1 protein-coding gene (only partly in view) is annotated in these 24,754 nt (G+C 66.5%); it reads left to right on the top strand.

All coding sequences use genetic code 11. The annotated features are described in order from the left end of the window. Positions 1–24,750: the 3' portion of a LuxR C-terminal-related transcriptional regulator gene (locus tag ACWEH3_RS02290; protein WP_452358255.1), read on the top strand. 12,561 nt of this gene lie to the left of the window's left edge; 24,750 of the gene's 37,311 nt are visible here — the last part of the coding sequence; its start codon lies off the left edge, out of view; it ends in the stop codon at positions 24,748–24,750. Positions 24,751–24,754 lie beyond the last annotated feature (4 nt).

The following is a 24,754-nucleotide window of genomic DNA, read 5'->3' on the forward strand; positions in this document are numbered from 1 at the left end:
CATGGGATCGACACGTTCGGATACGTGCTATCGCTGCTCGGAGTATCAGCGAAAGGCGGACGGCGAAGCGAACGGCTTGCGCGCTCCGTGCAGCTGGCATTGGAGATCAATGACGAGGTATTCCGGCTCTCGGACTTGAACTCGGGCGGTGACGTCGTCCAACGATTACGGGAGTCGGCGCGGGAAATAGTGGAGCACAGATGGTTCCATCCCCTCCGCGCGCGGATGCTGGCAGTGCTGCGCTCCGACGGCATCACCGAATCGGATCCCAGGTACGGCCGCCTCGCCGAATTGACCATCACCGAACTCCGGGGTCACCTCGACCAGATCGGTGTCACGACGCGCTGGGTGTTTCTCGAGCTGGCGGACAGTCTGCATCACGGCCGAGACATAGGTTCGTTGTCGCGGCAGGAAAAGAACAGTGTGCTGCGGATCGCGGATATACCGCGCGCGGAGCAAGTCTCGTCACCGCTGCCGGACGCCTCGCCACACGTCGCCTCCGGAGCCTCGCGAACCGGCCGCGAGGAACCCGATCCATCGGCTGGCACCAACCGAATCCGTGCTGAAACAGCAAATTACGAACTGACCACTCGCGAAATCGACATGCTCGCGCTCGTTGCGAAGGGTCATTCACACCGCGAGATCGCCACCATGCTGGCACTTTCGAGCCGTGAGGTCGGCGCCGCCATGCGTTCGGCGGCGGCCACGTTGGGAACCGCTCACTGGGCGGAAATGCTGGAGGTGGCGCGGTGCAGGGGGATCGATCTCAATGTCGGCAGCCCGGCTACTTCCGGGCGCGACCGGCCCCGAGACGATGGCGCGGCACGATTCAACGCCTACCGCTCCGCACTGGCAAATGCCTTGGCGGCAAGAACCGGGGAGTTGGGTTCTGCCGCAGTGCTGACCGAGGCCACCCCCGAACAGATCGCGGAGGCAAGTAACCAACTATCCTCCGCCGAGCGCCGAACTCTGGCGAACCTGCGTACAAGGCAACCGATTCAGCGGGAGGCGGCCGCCCGGCCGGCCGTCGCCGCCGCTCGACGTCTGGCTTCGATTCTCGTTGCCGAGCAACACAGATTGGATGTCCGGCTGGCACGGGCGCTGGCTGAAGCTACCCCGGACCAACTGGAGGAAGCGCTCGGCACGCTCACGGACCGGCAGCGGAAGATCATCCGCGCTGTCTTCACGCGCAGGCTGTCCTTCGAGACCATGGTGTCCGGTCTCGGTTATCGGGATGAGGCCACAGCCAAATCGTTCGTGCTGAACACAGTCCGGCAAGTCGGACAGCACGTGGCCGGAATACCCGCCTCCGTACCGCTGAGTGACGCACAGTCGACTGGCACAATGCCATTCGGGCATGCGCAACACATGGCTGGACGCAGCACAGTCGCCCACCCACCACCCGGCGAAACCGCCTTCGAGCGCGGTCGTCGTGAGGCCGAGGAGGAACGAAGGGCCGCCGCCTCAGGCATCAGCGAAGCCGAAATCGACCTGCTCAACCAGCTTCTGCCCCGCCTGGATCAACTCTCGCCCACCACCGGTCGTGCGTCCGGTCCTGACCCTGTCGCCATCGACCTCGGCGACCTCGACGGACTCGACTCGGAATCGGCGGAATCCCGGACAGGCGCGGACGGCATCACCGAATCGTCCATGCAACGGCCGAGCCGGGATTCGGCAAGAGTGATCGACGAAAACGCGACGCATACCCCTGCGGAGGTCGCTGCGGCCCTGCAGAACAGCCTGCCCGGCGCGGTCAAGCAGGTACTCGATCAGATCGATGTCGAACTGCGATCGATGACCGACGCCGAGCGCCGCGACGCCGCCGACCGAGCCGACCTCACCCGGCTCCCCGGCTGGGTGGTCGATCGCCTCGCCCATGAAGCCAAGGCGCAGGAGCTCGCCCGTGACACAACCACCCCCGAGCAGCGCGCCGAATGGCAGAGCCGGGCAGAAAAATTCGATTACGAACTCGCTCACATCCTCGGCCTGCCCCAGCCGGGTACAGGATGGACCGACCGCATCAGCAGCGACCCGCTGCACCACCTCCGCGCACTCACGCGCCGCCCGGACGCGCCCGCCGAACTCCGTCACCTGGTCGACACCGCCACCCGATGCCTGAGTCTGCAGGACATCGCCGCGGCCGTCGAACCGCTGCACCGGGCGCTGGCCGACTGGCCCATCGCCGAACACACCGACCGGGCCGCCGCCATCGCCTGGGAACTCGCTTTGCAAGCCCGCGCCGACGGCGGCGGGACACCCGAAATCTCCGCTGCCATCCACGGACAAACAGGCCAACGCTGGATCGAGATCCACGTCAGCGACGACAGCCGCACCCTGCCGGCGCGCGAGAGCGGCAACCGCCCCGGGTGGCGCGCCGTCGACCTCCTCGACACACACACCGAAACCTGGGGATGGGTGCTCCCCCGCGACAGCGGAAAACAAGTCTGGTTCAAGTTTTTCGAAACCGCCGACACCAGCGACCCCTCGCAACCACCCCGCGAACTGATCCTCGACCTGCTCATACCGCAGGACTCCTTGCAACGGGGCCCGTACCTCGCGCGGCGAGCAGTACGACAGCGCTTGCGACAGGCCGGCCACCCTGATCCCTACGACCTGACCGTCCTCGTATCCGACCTCGTCCAAAACGTCTACCGCTACGCCGACCAAGGCGACGCCCGAGTGCGGATCCGGCTCGAACGAAATACGATTCGCGTCGGGATCACCGATACCAGCCGTGGCCTACCCGCACGACAAGAGGCAACCACCCAGGGCACCGTCAGCGCCGCCGCCTTCACCGATGACCAAGCCGCCGAATGGGTTGAAACCGGGATCGTCGCCGACACCCACGGTTTCTTCCTCGGCATGCTCGAAGCAATGGCGTCGGCCTGGGGCGTGACCCTGGAACGCGCCGGGGGCAAAACCATCTGGTTCGAAGTGCCCATGCCGCCACCTACGGCACCCGGCACCACGACCGATCAACCACCCAACACACCCGTATCCGATCCGGAGACCCCCGAACCGATCGGCATCGACCTCGGCGCCATCGACCTGACCGGACTCGGCCTGGACCCTTCGACCGGCTCGGACCCCGATCCCACCGACGCGAACGACGAGACGCAGAACCGGTCCACCCCACCCACGGACACCGACAGTCGGCGCCAGCCCACGTCCGGCGTCCGAATCGCCCCGGTCGCCCTCTCCCTCGACCCCGACGAACCCAACACGCCGGACCCCGCCACACCGGAACCGCCTGAACAGCCGGCTTCCACCCAACGAGCGTCGACGAACCCGAACGAACACGATCCGTCCGCACTGCCCACAATCCAGGAACTGGTCGCGGATTCGGAAAAACTGAAGACGTTGCGGCAGGAAGTCGACGCACTGCGGCGGCAACTCCTCGAGCTCAGCAACGGGCGCGCGGATCTGTCGAGCGCAGCGGCGGTGGACAGGTTGCTGGGGGCGCTGCTGCAACTCGGGCGAGAAGGCAAGCTGAACCCCCGCCAGGCCCGCGCACTCCCGCTGGTCGAGGAGTATCGCGAGAAATCCGGTCTCCTCGACGACGCCGAACAAGTCCGCGGCGAAAACCGAGAATACAAAGCTAATGCCGCTCGCCAGACGGATCAGCCGGAAGGCGCCGGGCCGACCACCTCCCACGGACCCGACCCCGTCCCTATCGACCTCGGCCCCACCGAAAACGCCCCCACAGACCGGCAGCCCGACAACGCGGAATCCCGTGGCATCGAACAGCTGCGGACGCTGCGTGCCGCTGTCGCCGCGAGACTGGCAAGCACAGCGGAGGTTTCGAACGACTCCGTGCTGAATCGAGCACCCGCTCTGATCGATGAACTGGTGGCCGCGCGGCGCCGGACGGATGCGCAGGTCCCACCGGAACGGCTGCGGTTGCTGGAGCAGTTCGCGCACCAGCTGTCGGCATGGTTGGCCTGCGGGGACGAAGCCGCCGAGGCAAACGCCGCCCACGAGCAGGGGCTGCGGGATGGGACGCCGGCCGTACTGCAGGCTCGACAGGACGCCGCGGAGATCCGGCTCGGAGCGGCTCTCGCCGCCGTCGCGGAGGTCTGGGCACAGCCCCGCGACCGAACAGACACGCCGATCGTGACCCGGCCGGCGGAACACCTCCAGCCAAAAGAGACGGAACGGCTGCGCGACGTGGCCGAAACGATCTTCGGGGAGATGGTGGCCGCGGGGGCAGCGATCGATGCGGTGATCACCACCGACAGCGAACAGCTCGCGGAGGCCACGCGGCGCTATGCCGCGCTGCGAGACATGTCGCAGTGGCTGGAGGAACTGCTGACCTTCGCGGAGCAATGGGGTACGACACGGATAGGCCGGGAGCGACTCTCATTCCTGCTCGACCACTTCCGCGCGATCTCAGAGCTATTGGCGGCAACCAGGATGCGCGACACCGCGGCCGCCGCCCTGGCCGGTGCGACCGATCGAGAAAGACGACGTGCGCAAGCCGCCGAGAACTATGGCATGGCCGACCGCGTGGTCCGCGCTCTCGCGGAGATGCTGGGCGAACCGCAGTATCGCGCGACAGCCACTCCCCCGGCGGCGCAACCCGGCGCACCCGTCGTCTGGCCCGGCGCGAACGGACAACCCGACTTCATCGCACAGACCCAGCCTCGGCAGCACGATCCCGCCGAGCCCGGTCCCGGCGAGTCGGCGGCGCCCGATCGAACCCCCGGGGACCGCGCAGCGCAGTCCGGATCGGAAAACCCACGGGGGCAACATGTCGAGCAACCCCGCGGCTCCGATGAAACCGCACCGCGGCGCTATGTCGAACAGAACCTGACGGTAGAGGATCTGGGTACGGTCGCGGCAGCGAGCGATCAGGGCAGCCACACGTACAACGAGGACGCCTTCGCCCTGATCCGAGTGAATGTCGGTGGCGAAGAGGCCACCGCACTGATCGTGAACGACGGTCTCTCCCGGCCGAAGGGCGGTCATCGCGCGTCCGCAGCCGCCAAGGCAGCCGCCCACGATTTCGTGGTGGCGGCGCTGCGGCGGGCCGACCGCGACGGCCGGATCGACCCGGTGGCCGTAGTCGAGGGTGCCGTGTCCGCGGCCCAGGAGGCGGTACTCGCCTTGCCCCCGGAGTCTCCCCTAGACGGCCCGCCCGCCACCACGATCGTGGTCGCGTTGATGGAGTCGGGACGGCTCGCCGTCGACTGGGTGGGCGACAGCCGCGCGTACTGGATTCCGCTGGATGGTGGCGCGCCGATACCGCTGACCAGGGACGACTCGAAGGTCCAGGATATGCTGGACATCTTCGACGACACCACTCGTGAAGAAGCCGAACACTCGGCGATCGGCGGGCCGGGTCTCACCCACAATCTGGGCCGCTCGCTGGACGGGCTGAAACCGCGCGAGAAGGCCCGGAACGTACGCGGCGACGGTGTCGTCCTGGCGCTGACGGACGGCGTGTGGGAGCCGATCAGCCCCGACGACCCCGAACCCATCGCGGCCATCGTCCGGCGGTCGCTCGCCGAGGCCCCAGGCGATCTCGGCGCCGTCACGCGCGCACTGGTTCGGGCAGGCATCGAAGGGGGCACAACCGACGACGTGACCGCCGCGGCGGGATTCCTGTCGGCCGCGAACGTCGACGCCCCCGCGAATACGGTGACGGACCACGACGGGCCCTCGACCCTGGCCGATCGCGACGCTGACCCCGTCGCGATCAACCTCGGTCCGGACGAAGCCGATCCCACGCCGGTCGGGTCACGACAACCCGAAGTCACCTCGCCGCGGAACATGCCGGATCCCGTGGGGGCACAACCGGGCCCACAGCACAGCGCGACCAACGAGGCGACCGCAGGCAGACTCGGCACCCCGTGGGGCAGCGCACCCCGGCTGCGGCAGGTGCTCGAGCAGCATGTCGCGAGCGGACGACCGGAGCTCGCGACCGCCCTGCTCCGGCAACGGATGGAGACCGAGATCCCGCGGCTCTCGAGTAGTTTCGGGCAGCGGGCAGCGCACCATATCGCCGACGAGGTATGCGCGACGGCGATCGCACGCCTCGGGCAGCTCGGTAACCGAAATATCGAGTTGTGGTTGAACAACATTGCGCGAGAAATCATCTCGCGCCATCGCAATATCGAGGTACCCTGGTACAGCATCCGGGAGTTCGTTTCCGAATGCGCACAACTCGAGCAAACCGATCCACTGGTCCAGCTGCTGGCCGAAGCCCGAACCACGGACGTGCGGCGCATCCTGGAGGGGTTGCCGAGCCACCGGCGTAACCGTTTGATCCGCGCCTTCTGGCCCACGGGTCCGGGCACACCACCTGCCGCGCCCGACGGCACCGAATCCGATCGTGATGCGCTCTGGGTCGCAGCGCGCCAATTGGTCACAGCGGTGGCGACCGCGGCGAACTTCCCTGCCCGGCTGCCGGTTCGGGCCGCAAACAGCGCAGCTCGGATCAGCCGACCCAGCAGCACCACCACGGCGGCGTCCTCGCCCTGGCTGACCCGCAGGGAACTCGAGGTGCTCAACCTGATCTACCAGGGATTGACCTATGCGGAGATCGGGCGACGGCTGGATGTCGACACGAAGGCGGTCACGAACTACCAGCGGAGCGCGGCCAAGAAGTTCGGTACCGTCGGCGCGATCCGGACGGTCCTGGCGGCCAAGCGGCAGGGTTTCGTCCACGACGGGCACCGGCCACCGGCCGGTACCGTCCAACTGTCCCGCGAGCAACGACAACTCCTCCAGTTGATGGCCGACGGCCTCACGGATCAAGCCATCGCCGAGGTGCTGGGCGTGGCCACGCTCACCGTCAAGCGCCGCCGGGCCCGGATCGGCGCCGTACTCGGCGAGACGAAGCGAACTCCGATGCTGATGAAAGCCGTGCGGCTGGGAGCCTTCGACGAATCTGCTAGCGAAGACACCACGCCGAGCGCACCCCGCAGACCGGACACCGTCGCCATCCATCTCGGCGATCTCGACGAACCTGACACACCGGCGCAGGGCACCGCGATGCCTGGCGCCACCCCGTGGGCTCGACCCGCACAGAGCGAGACACCGGGAACCGCAGCACTCGATGTGAGCGTTTCACGGCCCGGTCCTCTGCTGCGTCGAGTGCAGGAGGCGGAGCTGGCCCGATACCTCCACGGTCGGCCGGAGGTCAAGACCGCGGCGGTGGCGGTGCTGGACCGGCTGGAGACGGTGATCAAGGGCCTGTTCCAGGACGTGCTCGAGGATCTGCCCGCGACGGAGCGGGAGGAGCGGATCCGAGCGGTTTTCGACGCGTCCGCGAGGCCGCGGTGGGGCGGCATGGTGCTGCCGTCGGTGCCGATGGACGAGCTGAAGCGCGAGGGAAACCTGCGTGAACTGATGTCGGCCATGCTCAACGCCATGATTCGCAACGCCGAGCTGGGGGAAGCAGGCGTGGGTCTGACATTGGACCAGGGCATCGCCCGGTACATGAATCAGACGCAGGAGTGGCGACGGAGCAAAGCGCGCGAACTGGGGCTGGACTTCGACGCGCTGGAGGCGGTTCGCGCGGCCGTTCTCGAGGACAAGCAGCCCGGAGAACCGATCACCTGGAAAGACCTCAACCCGGTCAAGTACGTGCGGAGACACGACGACGCGGCCGATCGGGCCTACGCGGAGTACGAGCGGCGACAGGCGGCATTCCCCGAACGGAAGTCGGACGTGCCACACCTCATTCCCACTTCCCGGGATGCCGCCGGGCTCGGCATGCCGCTGTCGGTGCGCGAATTCGCCGCGCTGCCGGAGCGAAGAGTGCTGCGTATCAGCAAACTCGAACTCGCAGACGGCGTGGCAATCCCGCGTCTCGAGGACGGCCGCGTCGATACCTCCCGGTTGGAAGCCCAGCTGAGAGAACACGACAACTCTGTCGCCTATGTCGCGCCCACTTACATGCTCGACCCACGCGGACGGCGAATCGTCGACGAGAAAGGTTGCCGCATCGCGTGGATCAGGGTCTATCACGACGAGGGCACAGTCGATCCCGAGGAAGCCTTCGCCCTCGACCACTTCGAACGGGTCATCCAGCTCCCGTGGCGACCGGGATACGTCTACGTCGACCCCGACGAAGGCAACGACGACATCCGCAGGCTGGCCGAGCACGAAATTCCCTCGAACGCTGGCATTTCCGGCACCGCTACGCGGATGCTCGCCCGCTTCGACTGGCTGCGCCCGCCGGGCGTCTCCCGGCACGATTTCATTGCGGCGTTGATCGCCTTCATGCTTCCCCACCAGCACACGGTGTACGAGATCGTCCGGGGCTTGGAGATGGCGGGCGTGCGGATGGGCGACGACTCGGAGTCGATGTACCGCACGGTCATCGAACAGTTCGGCCCCGGGCAGCTGCCAGCGCCGCATGCCGAGCCGCGTGATACACAACGGCAGCCGGCACGGACACCGTGGCAGCAATCCGGAGTTCCATCCGCTGCTCGGCCCGACCCCACCGCATCGGAGCCTCGAGCAGACGGCCGGACACCCTGGACCCGCGCCCGCCGACAACGCCCCGAGTCCCTCCACCGCAAACATCCGGACCAACTCCGGGGGCGACCCGACGACGAAACTGCGGCCGGAAGCACGGACTCGAGCAGACCTGCCCGACAATCCAGCCCAGGAATGGATACGTCAGCCAGCGCGGCCGCGAGGGCGGGTCGTGGTCGGGATCTGCTTCATCGCTTGGATTATCAGATCGCGATGTCCGAGATCGTCGATCTGCCGGAGAGCGAGGACGATCCGATTGAAGATCCGGCCATGGTGCACATCGCGCGAGCGCAGGGATTCGACTCTCCGCCGATGCATGCCACGCCCGAGGAAATCGACGCCCTTATTGCTGCCGGTGAGCACGAGTTGTTCCGCGGCGTCCGCGACCCACGTTATGCCGCAGAGTTCAGGTCGGGTCGATATTTACCGGGTGTTCCCGGAAGTTCGTCCTTCGGCATCGGAATATATGCGAGCACCGACAGCGAAGTCGCGCTCGGCTATTCCGACGACCGACCCGACGGTGTCATCCGGATGGCGTTGCCGCGGAGTGCACGAACGATCGACTTCTCCCGGCTGCAAGAGGAGATGGATGCGGAAATTGCTGCCCTCGACGACGAAGAGCAGACGCTGGCCGCACGCGAACAGAGTTCCGAAGTGCGCGCCCGTCGCGGGGATCTCGCCGCCAAGCGTGAAATCATCTCGGATGCAGGCCGGTACGCGGCCATCCGCGGCTACGACGCCTATTACGTGCGCGAGGAAGACGCCGCCGACGTCTGGGTCATCCTGAACCGGTCGGCAGTGGTCGTCGCAGCAGAGCCGACAGCGGAATCCGCTACCCCGGATGCGAAGCCGGCCCCATCCGGTGACCGCATCGACCCCGTCGCGATCGACCTCGGCGATGAGACCGAGTCCGAGCATCCCGCACCCGCGCAGCCGAACACGCACGAACCCCGTGAGCTTGCGCCCAATGCACGCCGAGCATTGGAGCGGGCAGAGGACGAAGCCGCCGAAGTGGTTGCGGAGGTGTTGCGTCAGGCAGATCGGCTCGGGGTCGATACCGCTGACCTGCACCGGAAGGACGCAGACCAGATCGCCGAGGGAATAGCGAGGCTGAAAGACATCCAGGCCCGACGACTGAATGCTGTGCTACGCCGGCGGGTCCTCGATCACCTGGCGGTCAAGGTACTCCTCGACGACGAGGCGCTCCCCGCGATCAACGATAGATTCCATCAGGTCAGACCCCAGATCGAAGCCTGGCACGAGTACGTGGGCGAGGTGCGTGAGGCGTTGGAGGTGCTCGCGGCCGAAGATTTCTTGGTGGCAGCGGGTGCGCGCAGACTCGGCAGAGGTGTAGGGCTCGTCCATGGCGAGGACGGAACCATGCGGATCGTGGTTGCCTCACCATTGCACGGGCAGCAGCACCTGCTCGATCTGGCGGATCCCGTCCTGCGGGAGATGGCAGCCCAAGACCAGATCCCCATCGATCACTGGCGCGTACAGGTCGGCACGGATGGCCGGGTTACCGTCCGGACGGTGTCTGGAGTCCATGACGAACCGGAATCAGCGCTGAAGTTTTACGACGATCCCGACGCAATCGCGTGGATGAAAGACCTCGTCGACACGCGGTCCTTCGCTGACAAAGTGGCTGAGGCAGAAGCCTCCGGTGTGCGCGAACGCAAGACCCTCAAGGGCGACTCGGGCGATACGACGATGTCGGAGCAGGTGGTGCTGATCGTCTACCGCAACGGTTTCCGCGCAATCGAGAAGACGGTCCGCGACCTCGATCAGGCGGATGCCGAGGAGCTGGGCAGCCTGATATCCAGAATTGTCGGGGTGCCTGCCCCGCCGATGCTGCGGCGTGACAAACGCGGTCTCGTCCTGCTGATGGAATATGCGTCGGAAGTTGTCGATAATCCGGCAGACAGTTCCTTCATGGCTCGTTTCAGGCACACACCGGTCTGGCGGCGACTGGTACTGGCCGAACGACTGCTACGAACGTGGGACCGATTCGAAGGCGCCAACTTGGGGGTCGACCATGGTGTCCGGCTGATTCCGATAGATTTCAGCAATTCGTTTCTCGAACCGCACCTCAACCCCTCGATGGCAAGGCTGTTGGCGGGCAATCTGGAATTTCCACCGGCCGAGCTCGAATCGATCCGAGAAGGCATCGACGACGCGGACTCTGTATTCGAGTCCATGAACCGGCGGCAAACGTGGTACGAGGACGTTGTCCGCATCTTCAGAGAGTTCCTGGCCTCCCGAGGCGCTTCGGAACCGCCACGCACCACGCTGGCCGACACCCTTGACCTGCTCGGGCGACTCCGCGACGACCTGGCGTACCGATTCGGGGTCGGTCCCGAACAGGAAGACCCACGCGCGTGGCGTGCCGTAGTCGCAGAACTGCGACGGACATTCTCCAACCGACGCGACGAATCCATGCTCGCCTACGTCGATACCCTGGACGGACTGATCAAGCTCCTTCTGGACGGGCAGCTGCTCCAGGTCGGGGCCGACGAACTCGACGACGACGTCTGGCCGGGCCTGATCGACGCCTACCTGGACGGCCTGTCGGTGCGAATCGCCGATCTGTCCGACGGCGCGCACTACCCGATGCCGAACGGTGAATCCGATGCCGAGTGGCAGGCACGCTTCGACCGCGAAATGGCGCGGACCGTCGAGCAACGTTCGCCCGGCGAACCGGGCGAACAGTCACGACCGGCCGACCCCGTCGCGATCGACCTCGGCGACAGCGAGCACGAACCCGAACCACCGATCGACAACGCCGAGTCGCCTGGCCCGTCGGCCGCGCGGACGAGTAGGACGGCAACCGAGATCGTGGCCGCCCTGGAGCACGCCGACTGGCTGCCGATGGAGGTCAGGGCCGCAGTAGGTGAGAACCGGCAAGCGTTGACCCAGCGTGTCGACAGACTCCCCCATCTGCAGCGAGAATCCCTGCACCAGAGACTTGTCGAGGGTCACACGACCGCTGCGGCGGCCAGCCTTCTGGGCAAGACTCGCGGGGCCGTCGCCATGGCCTACCACCGCGCCATGGCGAGCTTGTCCGAGATGCTGCCGCTCGGTTCACGGGCTTGGCTGCAGGCTCCGCAGAAGACAGCGCAGAGTCAGGCGGCCGAGCAGGACAAGACCGCCGGCACGACCGCACCGCCTGTGATCTCCGAAGAAGACGCGGCGCTCGACGACGAAATACGTGAGCTGGAGCGTGCGCTCGGCATCGAGACCGATGCCGAGCGCACACTCGAGCTGACGTTGTATATGGACGCCGGATTCCGGAACGTCGCCATCGCGGCGGGTGTGTCTCGGCCCGAGTTGCTTTTCGGACGTAAGCAGTGGCTGAGCTGGCTGGAAGCTCGCCACTACGCCCAACAGCATCTCGGCGATGAGCTGAGCGTGGAGTTCATCCTGAAATTGCATGAACTGCTCGGGCGGCGGATGGCACCGGAGTCCGCAGGAAAGTTCGATTATTCGAAGAACGGGAACTGGGGCTCGTTGCACTGGCCCGCATCCGAGTACCAGCGTGCGGCGATCAGTGCCAACCGTCTTCTCACCTATGTGCCCGGGCCGTTCGAATCCGGCCCGTACGGTGTCGTGTTCTATCCGGCAGACGAGGGTAAGCCGGGAGCACGCCGGGCCCGAGTCCTGGATGCGCCGTTGACCGAGGCGGAGATCGCGGCCATCGATGCCGATCCATTGCTCGGATATCTGCCCGCATTCCAGACCCTAGAACACGGGGTCATCCTGTACCCGAATTTCGGCAGCCCGGAGCGGACGGCCGCGGACGTCGCAGCAATGTGCGAGTGGTTCAACGCCGCAGTGAGCGACCCCGCCAAGGATCCCTACGAAGTAGCCACAGACCTCGAGCTGTGGAGCAGTTCCGGGCATCACGGGAAGGGCGACTATCACCGTCCGCTGTCCATGATCCTGCTGAATTGGGCGCTCGAAAAGCAAGGGAAGCCCGCCAGCGCCATTCCGGAGTTCGACGAAGATCTCCTCACCATGCGGGACGACTGGGTGGACACGGTCAAGGCGGGAAGCCTGCGGTACCGACTGCTCAAAGCCCAGGTGGAACAATCCGCCGGTATCGCGGATCCGGTGGCACTGCTCGGTCTCGCCGGTGCGCGAGAGCGCTACCGCCGCATGGGTGGAAGGCCCGAACCGTTCGTGCCGGGAGAAGAGCACGATGCCCTCGCCCGCAAGCGACTGCTGGCCACGCTGCTGTCGGACGCGCCGCTGCCCGAAACCGACGAGCAGGTACTGGCGATCGTCGACCGATCGCTGCGTGACGGGCCCAACGGGGGCGGCGATACAGCGCCCCAGCCGGATAGCACCCCGGACGAACCCGCAGAGCCGACATCATCCGGTAACCGCATCGACCCCGTCGCCATCCACCTCGGCGATAGCGATGAGTCCGAGCGAACGACAGCCTCGTCCGCAGGGCCGAGCCGGACCACCTACGAGACGGTGCCACTGCCGGAATCCCTGCTTCCAGCTGATCCACACCCCACCCGACCGGAGAACGAGCACGCGGCGCGGGCAATCGCCGCACTGCGCCATCAGTTCGGGGAGCACGCGACACTGTGGTCGCTGGTCGAGCGCGTCGACCCCGATGAGGTAGTCGATGCCGCCCGAGCACGCGCCAGAAGGAATGCGCACTGGTGGTTCTCGCTGTCCACCGAACAGCAGGCAGGGATGGTGGCGGTACACCCCGCCCTGATCGGCAATACCGACGGCATCCCGTACACCGTGCGCGATTACGCCAATCGCCGGTCGATCACCCGGCAGCTCACGCAGCTACGCCGGATCATCGGGCACCGCGGACTCACCGCCGCGGAGAAGGCGCATCTGCTCAACCTGGAGACCACCCGGGATCAACTGGCCGAAATCGAACGCCGCGTCGAGGACTTCGGATCGCCGCCGGTACAACTCCTCGCCTACGATGCCGAGAAGTACGACGGCAACGGCCGGATCTCCGTCTCCATCGGAGACGCCGACGAAGCGACGAACGTCACCCGCCATGTCGGCGGCTTCGGGACCACGCTGCGGTCACTGCTGTACCGATACGGGTTTGCGGGTGCGCAATACGAGATGACCTCACGGTACGCACCCGAAGAGACCGTGGCGGCCATCATCGATATCGGCTACGAACACCCGGCCAAACTGCTGAAGGGAACGGTGCCGGTTCTCCCGTTCGATACCCTCTATCACCGGTTCGCCGAAGTCGGCGGCTATGTCGTAGCGCGAGATACCGTGTCCTACAACAGCACTCGCGAGGCATTGGCGGAGCACCGGGGCACCGCGCTGCCGCGGCTGCACACTCTCCTCGGACACAGCTACGGCTCCACGACCGTGTGCTACGCGGGCCGGGACGCTCGGCTGGCCGGCGAGATCGACCAGGTGGTTCTGACGGCCTCCCCGGGCGCGGGCCCGATGGCTCGGGCTACCGACTTCGGTATCGGGGCCGAGAACGTCTACGCGCTGACGGCGACCCGTGATCCCATCGCTTGGCTCGGCGCCACTACTCCCGACCGGCGCGGCCGATTCCTCAACCGCGGTCTGGGACCGGATCCGGCCGGCGCGTCCTGGGGAGCGGTGCGGGTCACCGCGGAGCCACCGAAGACACCAGATTTCCGCAAGCGCATGCAGGTCCATCAGGGTTACAACTCGTATGCCGATATCGAGGCCCGGGTGCCGACCGAGTCGCTCGACAATATCGGCCTGGTCACCGCGGGTCGTGGCGCCGAGGCCACCCGCGCCGAACATCGACCGGCCGATGGGGGCCGCGGTCCGGCGCTCCATGTCACCGATCCGGAACGCAAGCGGGCCGCCCGCACCCGCGCACTGAACGATGGCTTCGCTCCGGCGGAGGCCGCCGAAATCGAGCAGCTCATCGCTGAACTGCTGACCTTCCGCGACAAGGACGGCAATCGTCCGTTCGCCTACCTCGAGAATATGCCGATTCCCAGCGCCACCGAACCATCCGGGCCGGATTGGGTCGCCAACCGCAGCAGGTGGTTCCGGGCGCTGCGCAAGGGCGACCGCGTCACGCTGCGAAACGTAGAACTCACCGCCAAGGATGCCTTCGAACTGAAGCGCTTGCTGCGACGCTCCCCCATCTACCTGACACTCGCGCTGGTCGTCGCAACCGGTTTGAAAGCCGAACAAATACTGGGTATTTCCGACCAAGGCACGCTGTTGTTCAAACAGGAGAAGCGAATACAGGGCAACGAGACAATCACCGTCTGGAAGTTCCGGACCATGCCGGAGGACGAGCCGGAAGGACCCACCAGCAGCGCCGCCGTCGCTCGGGCCACGCCGTTCCAGCGGTATCTGCGGGACACATCGCTCGATGAGCTGCCGCAGCTGCTGTCGATCGCGAGGGGAACCATGTCCTACCTGGCGGGCAGACCGATGCTCGACGGCGACCGTGTCCAGATGCGGAAAGTACTCACACCCGAGGAATACGAATTCTGGGAGCAGCACCGCAAGAACGACCTGTGGTCGGCGCTGCACTTCCCCGGCTGCCGCGGTTTCGACCGCGAGTCGCCGGAGTATCTGCGCACCAGATATCTCGCGGCCCGACTCTATTCGATGATTGGAAGCCGGTCGGTCGACGAGTACATGCTCGAGGTGATCGACCAGTACCTGCTCGGCATAGTTGGCAGCGAGGGCCGAGCACTGATACAGAAGCTCGCCGCCCACCTGCATGGCCGTTTCCTCTCCAGCCCCGGTGCGAGTACGGAGACGACCGATGTCTCAGCGCAACCGTCGACCGACGCCGAACCCGCGCAATCCCCCGATGGTGACACCGATCGACCGGCCGTGGACAGCGGCGCGGCACAACCGTCACCCACCCCGGTGGAGCCCGCGCCCGACGACCTGCTCGAGCGGATCCGCGGCATCAACCCACTGCGCAACTCGGACATCAGCGCCGAGTGCACCATCGCCGCCGACCTCCGGCTCAGCGGCCGACCCGGCATCGTCGCCGAACCGTCGGAAACAGGACGAGTGCCCGGCTACGACAGCCGATCCCACATCCGGTTCATCCAGGCCCACTACGACACGACGTTCCAGCACGTCGAGAGCTGGACCGAGCTCGAACAGCAACTCCTCGACGCCGGCCACCTGGCACGCGGCATCATCGCCTACCGCCACCAACCCTTAGGAGGTCCGCAAGGCCACACCGTCAACGTCGTCAACTACCACGGCAGCATCCGCTACGTCGACGGACAATCCGGCCGAGACGTCACCAAGAGCATCCACGCACTGACCAACCGACTCTCGGTACCCGCGAGCCATCGCGACCGACCTCCGGATATCGACGCCCACTTCCTCCGCACCGACGGCCACTACACCGGATCCCGCCCCGGCGCACCGGGTGTAGCGACGCCCGTCCCTGGCCCGCCCACGGTCGATGAACCCGCCCGCGGGCCCGTGGACTCCGACCGGGACCCGCAAAGTTCGCTGGAACCCGGAATTTCCTCGAGCACATCGAGCACCCGCGCTGACACAAAGACCCCCGGCAACAGCGTCGACCCCGTCGCGATCGACCTCGGCTCCTACGACGACGACTCCGCGGGCCGCGATGTCGTCGTTCCCAGGCACGCCACCGGTACCCCGGCGGGGGTTGCCGAACTGGTGGGCGAGGATCTGTCGTTTCGCGGCGACGTCGCCGAACAGCTTTTCGCGCAGCACATCCCGGAGGGTGAGCCGCCGGTGACGACGACTCGCGCCGCCTGGGAGCGGGATGTCCGCCGTGCGGTGCGCGGTGCCGAGGCGAGGCTCGCGGGCCTACGCCCCGGCCCGGGAACCGAATCGGGATTGGGCTTGCTCGGCCTGCCGCCGTTGTCCGAGATGTTCTGGTCACGAGAAGATCCGGGGGATGACGGCGCGCAGCCTGTCGGCCTGCACAGCCCGCCGATACTCGACGGCCTCGTCCCGGACAGCGCACAGGCGGGATCGCATGAGAATCACGGCCCACCCGCCTGGGTGTACGCGGCATTCGCCGTCCGCAATCCCTGGCCGCCCGAGGTACGGCCGCAGGTGCTCAACTGGTGCATGCAGCAGATTCGGCAACGGCACCACGGCGCCGCGGAAGCCGACTTCCACCGCTACCTTGGGGTCGAAGCACGAATCGCGGCCATCCGCCAGGCACTCCACGCGCCCACGGACATCGCTACCGACCCGGGTCGGTACACCGATCTGGTGTCGGCGTTTTCCACGAACCTCACCTTCGTGCGCCGCGAAGCGGGCATCGGCCGGGCCCTCCTGAATTGTGGGAAACTCAGCGCCGAGTCCGCGTACGTGGCCGGCCTGCGTCGGACAACGGAACATCCACCGGTACCCGAGGACGAAGGTCAGCGTGTGCTCGAAGCCTTCGCGAGCCACCTGTCCCAGGGACGGCCGTCGAACCTCGACGCCTATATGACACCGGCACTGGATGAGCCGCTCCCACCGCGGCTCGGGTCTTCGATTCGAAGATTGCTGGAAAACGGACGGCAGACCGAGTTGAGCATCGCCATCCGTCCTCCGGCGACACAGACACAGCGCAGAACACACAGACTGAACGTGACTGGCGCCGCCTACGAGCCGGACCCCGCCCGCGAGAGGAAGGTACGCCTCCGCATGCACGCCGCGGTGATGATCGATCAAGCTGAATTCGGCAATGTCCAACTAATTTTCGAGCTCGATACCTCCGAAATCGTCACGGCTTACGTCGAGCCCGGCCCGGCCGGCGACTTCCTACCGGAGTATCGGTCCGCTCGGGGCGGCACAGGACGAGGGTCGTTCCTCGACTTGGTTCGGCACTTCGTGCGCGGCATCGGCGCCGATGTGCTGCAGATAAAGGTGGCCGACGACGCGGGCGCTGCGGAACTGTCCGGTCGCGACCTGCTGTCGCGCGCGGGCCTCGCACCGGTCGAGAACGCGCCGCAGTGGCTGAGCGAACGCTGTGCACCACCGGCGGTCGCGGCCGATCCCGTCCCGTCGGGCCTGGATCGACGACTCACTCGCGAGCAGGTGCTCGGGTTGATGGAACAGGTCCGCGTGACCTCGCCGCACGAATCCGAAAACCAATGCGGTGTCTGGCATCTGCCGCTCCCCGCCGGACCGGGCGCGACCTCGGTACCGATGGTGACGGTCCGGGTGTACCTGGACGAGGCGGAGCGTTTGGGCTTCGATCTGGACTCGCTGGCCGTGTCGGCGGCGGAAGCGTCGGACCTGTTCCACCAGGCCGGGGTGCGGGGCCCGCGGCTGCTCTATGACTCCGAATCGTCGCCGATGGCACTGGATTTCAAGACCCGCGTGACAATTCACGAGCACATCGCGGGCGATGAAGTCCTGCCGGACGAGGGTTGGGACCGCACAACCGAGGACGTCTTCCTCGAGTTGTCTCGACTACACGGCCTGTCCTCCACTCCCCACACGAAGCATCTATGGGACCGGAAGCAAGGACACCGGGTGCTGGAACTGGAGCACGGCGACTTCGACCACAGGCTGGACACGCTGATCGGCGGCGTCCCGCTCTTCGTCTTGTGGCAGCCGACGCTCATCAACGAGGGCAGCGAGCTGATGGGCTTCACGCACGGCAACCCGATCCGCCGCAAGATGCGGCGCGGCGCCGACGGCCGCATCGGGTTCACCGATTCGAAACTCGCGCAATACGCGCCCATCGCATGGGATTGGGCCCGGTATTACCTCGTGAACGACTGGGCCGACGACGCCGAACGACGTGCTGTGCACTCCGAAATCCGCACGATTCTGCAATACCGATACGGAGACGGTGACGGTGACGAACTGGTAGCGGACTTCGAGCGCTACGTGCTGCTGGAGGCACGCAAGTCGATCATCGGCGACGCCTACCGGCTACCCAAGAAGATCGCCACAGGGTTCGCGACCATCGAGGAGGTGCTTCCGGACTTCTACCGGAACGTCGCCCTCGTCCGCCGCGCCGCCGGGCAGGACCCCATCTCCGAGGAGGCGGTGCACGATCTGCTGGCGGAATGGGCGCTACGTGAGCTGGAACTGCTGGACACGTCCGCCGCCGCGGCGACTGCCTGGGAGATTCCGCCGGCTCCCGCGACGGAACCACGCCGGTGGATGCGGCGGATGCTGCATGCGGCCGACAGGGAGCTCGGTGCCGGTCACCACGATGTGGACAAGTCGACGGCACTGGCCGCCATCCAACGCTGGGACGGACCGCGACGGCTGGAGCCGATCAGGCTGCGGTGGCTGGGCTCCTCGGACGGCTTCCTCACCGCCATCGTCACGGCTGTGGTCGTGGAAGGCACACGCATCAGCGGCGAGGTCTATTTCAGCTTTTCCACGGATGCCTCCGGCCGGATGGTCGCAGATTGCGTCGGCGACCTGGAAGCCCAGAAGGTCGAACCTCTCGTGCTCGACTTCGTTCGTGACGCGGGCGCGGACCGGCTCCGGGCGACGTTGATCAGTGACTGGGCGGCGGCGGCTCGGGCCGGATTCGACTTGAACAGGGAGCATCCCGGTGAGAGAGAAGCAATCCGCGAGGCCTTGTGCGACGCCATAGACGACCTCGAACAGCGCGTGCCGACCGTCCCGCCCGGCGTCGCAGAAATAGGCCGAAGGTTGCGAGCAGGTGACCTCCCTACGCTGAGGGAACTGTGGGATGCCGGGCTGGTCGACGCCGGTGTTCCGCTCGAGGAGATCCTCGCACCGTGGGCCGCGTGCATCGACATGGCCGACGCACCCGCTGCCACGGACCTCGAATGGAGCCAACCCGAAGCGCGGCCGGTCGTAGCCATCCCCACGGACCCGCCCGCACAGGAAACGTTGCTGGACAACATCAAACGCGAAGGCCGCGGCGCACTGGACTCGAAGGTTGCCGCCAGGCAGATCCTGCGGGCCCGACTCCGAGCACCCGACTACGAGGGCAATAACAAGCGGGCGTGGCGCTATCGAGACGACAACGGCAACCGGATAGTCGTGCACCAGATACTGCCTACGACCACAGGTGAAAAAGACCTGACCCGCAACCCCGATCCGTCGCATCGGAATGTCCGCTGGTTCCATTGGCTTCCGTTCGATGCACCCGATGCCGTGCAGCTTGCCGGAACTGTGACCGATGTTCCCGCACGGGTATACCGGTGGCGCGATTACTACGTGGAGGAGTATGCCGACGGACGCACCCCGGAGCCGGATGATCCGAACTGGGATCTGATCTTGAAGAAGATGTTCGAGGCGAAGCGACGTCTGCTGAATGTGCAGCTACCCCCGCATCTGCAGGTGCGGCCTGTGACCGAACACCTCCACCTCTATCTGGATCAGCAGCGCCGCAACTACCGTCGCCGCGCGCCCTGGCTGGATCGGCTGTTCCGCCTCGCCCCGCATCAGGCCTGGTCGCCGGAGACCGACGACGCGATTTGGCGGCCGAGCCTGAATCACAACGACATGACGCTCAGTAACCTGCGAATCGACGACGAGAACGACACCGCGACGCTGATCGATTGGGATAACGCCGCCGTCACCCACCCGCTGTGGGATTACGTGACGATGCTGTGGTCGAACTGGCCGCCGGAGATCGCCGAGCAGGTCGAGAACAAGATCAGAACCGAGGTCCGCGACGTCGAGGCCGACGGGCTGGTCGGACCGGGCGCCGAAGCGGAACTGGATCGGCTGCTGACAATGGGTTGCCTCGACTCGCTCTACGCCGATTCGCGCAATTTCGTCCAGCAGATCGCGGAGGACGCCGGCAAGGCCGACCGGCTCACCGGACGGTTCTACTCCGACTATCGACGGCTGTGCCGCCTGCGCGGATGGGAGCCGGAGTCGCCGGATGTCGTTCGCACGCTGATGCTGGAAGCGGTGAACGAGGTGTGCACGAGGCAGGGGCTGCCGCCGCTGCCGAATCAGCCTGCGGCACAGCCGAGTCGGCAGGCACCATCATCCGCGGAACGTCCGGAGGCTGTCGCGCCCATAGCACGTCCGCATCCGGTTCTGCCGGCCGCCGAGGTCGCAGGCGACACCGAACTGCGGGCTGTCGTGAACGGTCTGCTGGGTCGACGGTACGGTCCTCGCGACTACGCCGTGATACCGACCGCCGCACGGTACACCGACAACGCCGGGAATCGGTGCTTGACCGTATCAGCCACCATTGTCGCCGGGGGCACGTGGCGCGTCGGCGAATCGGGCGACATGCGTTTCCATGTCAGCCAGGGCGGAGTCGCCGAGGGCCTACCGGGCGTCGATGAAGCGGGCGATATGCGTTTCCATGTTCGCCAAGACGAAAATGGCCGAGTCACGGTGACTTTCGACCACCTGGTGGTCGACCCGGCCTTCGCGGGCGGGCACTTCGCGCAGCACTTCGTTCCGCAACTGCGCCAGTGTGTCGGCACGGATGGCCGGATCATCGTGCCCGTCAACGGTCCGACCGGCTTCACAATCGCGGCGCAGCACGGTCTTCGGCTGGATTCCGATCCGGACCATCTGGCCGAATCCCGGGAGAGCACGGCGCACCTGCTGAGCACCGACCCGCGGGACCTCATCGCCGACCCGATGCTCGACCGGTTCGACCGGCCCGCCGAGGCACGACCGACCTTCACGGAGCTGGCCGCGTATCTCGAGCCGTCATCACAGCGGTGGTCGCAAGACCTCCGGTGGTGGGGCGTGCTGGACGGTGTGTCCACGGACGTTTCCGAGCCACTCCCCGGTGCGGCTCCGCGACCGACAGCCCGGATGGCGTCCCTCGGTGCCGAGACCGAGGATCCCACATTGACCGGAACCGACATCGCACTTCTCACCACGCTGTTCCGCAATCGAGCCCACTTCGCCGGGAATCATCACGGGGTCTGGATCTTCGAGCTGAACGGCCGCAAGGTAGTCATCCGGGCGTCGATCAATACGCCGAATCCCAATTTCGATCCCCGGATCGGCCTCACCTTCGGGGAATCCGCCGCGGTCAAGCTGTGCCGGAAGGCGGGCGTCCGGGTACCGGCGCTGTATCACGTCGGTGCCCAGGAGTCCTATCCGGAGCATTATCTGTTCCACGAGTACCTCGACGGGGAACACCCCACACCGGATGATTGGTGGCAAGACGTCGCGGAGGCCCTGTTCCCGGCGCTCGATCGCCTGCACGCCCTGCACGCCGAGCACTGGGCCGAGGCCGAACCCGAGCAACAAGTACCCACCACCCGCGTCGAATGGGAGCAGCGACTGGTTCGCGAGGTGGCACGGATCCCCCTGGAGTTCGACACCGATGATCGGCTGCACGGCGAACTGGGTCTGCCCGGCCTGTACGAGATCTTCGACGTGCGGCCCGCAACGGACGACGATATCCAGCTCGGTGTGCTGCACGGCGATCCGACCTTCCTCAATATGAAGCTGGGCCCCGATGGGGTCGGGCTGCTCGACCTGGAACTGACCCAGCCGGGATCGCCGGTGTGGGATTACGTGGCGTTCGCGACAAGGAACCCGTGGCCTACCCCCACCGTCCGGAACGAGGTCATGAACTGGTGCCGGGCGCGGCTGCGGCGCGACCACGGCGCGGACGCTGCTGCGGACTTCGACCGATATCTGGTGCTGGAGGCATGGAAATCCGTTGCCGGAGATAGCTTCCGGTTGCCGCTGCTGATCGCCCGCGACCCGAGTTTCCTCGCCGACGCGACCGATGCGCTGCACCGCAACCTGAAGGTCGTGTTCGCGGCCGCGGGTCGACGGGCACCGGATGAGACCCAGGTACGTAGCCTATTGCAGCGATGGTCTCGCCAATTCGTACGGCAACGCGAAAACCACATGATGGCGACGGATTCGGCTGCCGACCGATCGGCAGCCGTCGAACCGGCTACCCATGCGACGGATCCGGACACGTCCTGGCTGCCGCGGCTGTCGGTGCGCGAGTTGCTGCTGCGGGCCGCGAGCGGGCACGACAGCGCCGCAGCGGAGGCCGGCCTGTCCGAGGCCATCGCCACCCTGCGGTGTACCGACGGACCTGCCAGGCTGGAAGCTCTCGCGGCGGAATACGAGCCGCTCGATGACGCTGACCCGGGCGTGGTGAGCCGCATTCGGCTGCGCACCGTGCTGATGGACGGCACCCGCGAATACGGCGAAATCACCGTGCGTTTCGACCTCGACGAGTACCAACGAGTCACCGCACGTCCGGAACCGATCGGAGCCGACCTCGATCGCCTCGCCGCCGACTACGGCGGCCCGTACCTCCTCGGACCGGCCGAAGACCTGGCCCGGCGGATGGGCGCCGACGCGATCGAGGTCGAGGTTTCGCGCAAAGACGGCGTCCGAGCGGCGCGGTGCGGTTACAGCTGGGTCTCCGAGCCCGGCGGGCAGGCCGGGCCGAGTGCGTGGTTCGCCCGACGATGGGCGTACAAGGACCTCACCGATCCGGCGCTGCCGACCACCCCGATCACATTCCGCCCTGCCCTGCGCCGCCCGCAGGGCACCGATTACCTGCTCGACATCGCCGAACCGGTCCACGACGGCGGCTTGGAGCTCGACGATGCGGCCCGCATGCTGATCACCGTCGTGACGAATTCCCCCGATGTCGCCGGCCATTACACGGAGGTCTGGTGCGTCACCGACGGCGGCGGAAAGCCGGTGAAGGTGCGGCGCATCGTCGCCACGCCTGGAGACAAGGATCTGGCCGCCAATCCCACGCATCCGAAACTGCTCGCCGGAGACCGGCTCGTCGACCAGGTCGCCCTGGACGACGAACGCGCGGAAGGTCTGGCCCGGCAGGCAGGTGTCGACGTGCCGACGACGATGGCCCACTCCGACGACTACTCGTTCCGCGAAATGGGCCCCGGCCGCGTCCCCGCGACCGGTGACCCGGACTGGCCACGGACTTTGCGCGCCCTGCTCCGACAGTTGCGGCGGTTGCAGGCGGTCGAGCTGCCCGACGATCTGTCGGTCCGCACCGTAGCCGACCAGGAGCAGCTGTACCTGAGCATGCAGCGGATCAAGCAGGAACAATCTCATCCGTTCCTGCGCAGCATGGGAGTACCGCTGTCGCACGAGATCTGGGTGCCGGGCGACACCACCTGGACGGCCGGGCTGAGCCACGGCAACGCCACCTTCCGCAACCTGTGGGTCCGGCCCGACGGCGAAGTACGCCTCGACAACTGGAATCTCACCGGCGTCCGGCACCGGTTGTGGGACTACGTCACCGTCTTCTGGAACTCATGGCCGCCGGAGGCCCTGGGCCGGGTGACGATCATGGTGGAGGACGAAATTCGCGACCAGCACGGTGAATCCGGTGTTCTCGAGTTCCGGCGGCTGCGCGCCATGGCCGCCCTCGACTCGCTGTACACCGACTCCCGCTACTTCGTGCACAAGATCAGCGTCGACCCCGCCACAGCCGGCCCCCTGACACGTCGCTTCTACTCCGACTACCTCGCCCTGTGGAGCTACGCCGAGACGACCGGGCAGTGGCCGTCACGGGGGACGCGACTGACCTATCAGCAGGTCCGCGACCTCATGCTGCATGCCGCCGACCCGAGCCGACCACGCCCCGACCTGCCCGGCACCGGCCTCGACACCACGACGCACTCGACTCGGCGGACTACCGTCGCACCGGACCCGAATCTATCGGAGGTGCCGGCCATACCGGATCTGCTCGCCGAACCCCCTGCCGAAAGCGAGTTGCTACCGAGATTGTCCGGCCTGCAACGGGAGTACGGCCTCGAGCTCGAGCTGCGGCTGACCCGCGTCAACTATCTGCGCACCGACGACGAGTCCATCTGCGGAATACGGATCCGCGGCGTGTTCGTCAGCCGCGGCGAGAATCCGGCCGAGGCGGGCGATCTGGATCTCTCCATCGAGTTCGATGAAAACGGCTGGCTCACCGCACGATTCGACAAGCTGTGGATAGAACCATGGCAAGCCCACCCCAGAGCCGGTGACCAGATCGTCACCCCACTCCGCGCTTACCTCCGTCGGTCCGAGGTGGAAGATGTGACCTTCATGGTGCACGGTCGCCGCGGGGCTCGCGCCGCGATCAGGCACGACCTCGACTGGAACGGCGTCACCGATCCCGACCATCTCGCCGCGGGCATGCGGGCGCTGAGCAGCCGCATCCGTGCGGATCTCGCCCTGCAACCGGACGCTGTGGTCACCCGGGAGTTGCGACAACTCCTCGATGAACTGGATCACCCACCGAACGACCGCTACCCCACCCTCGCCGAAATCGACCGCCACCTGCCGAGGGGAATGAACGCGGCCGACTTCTTGAAGGGATTCCACTGGATCGGCCGCACCACGCCGTGAGATC

The sequence above is a fragment of the Nocardia sp. NPDC004718 genome, from assembly GCF_053601535.1.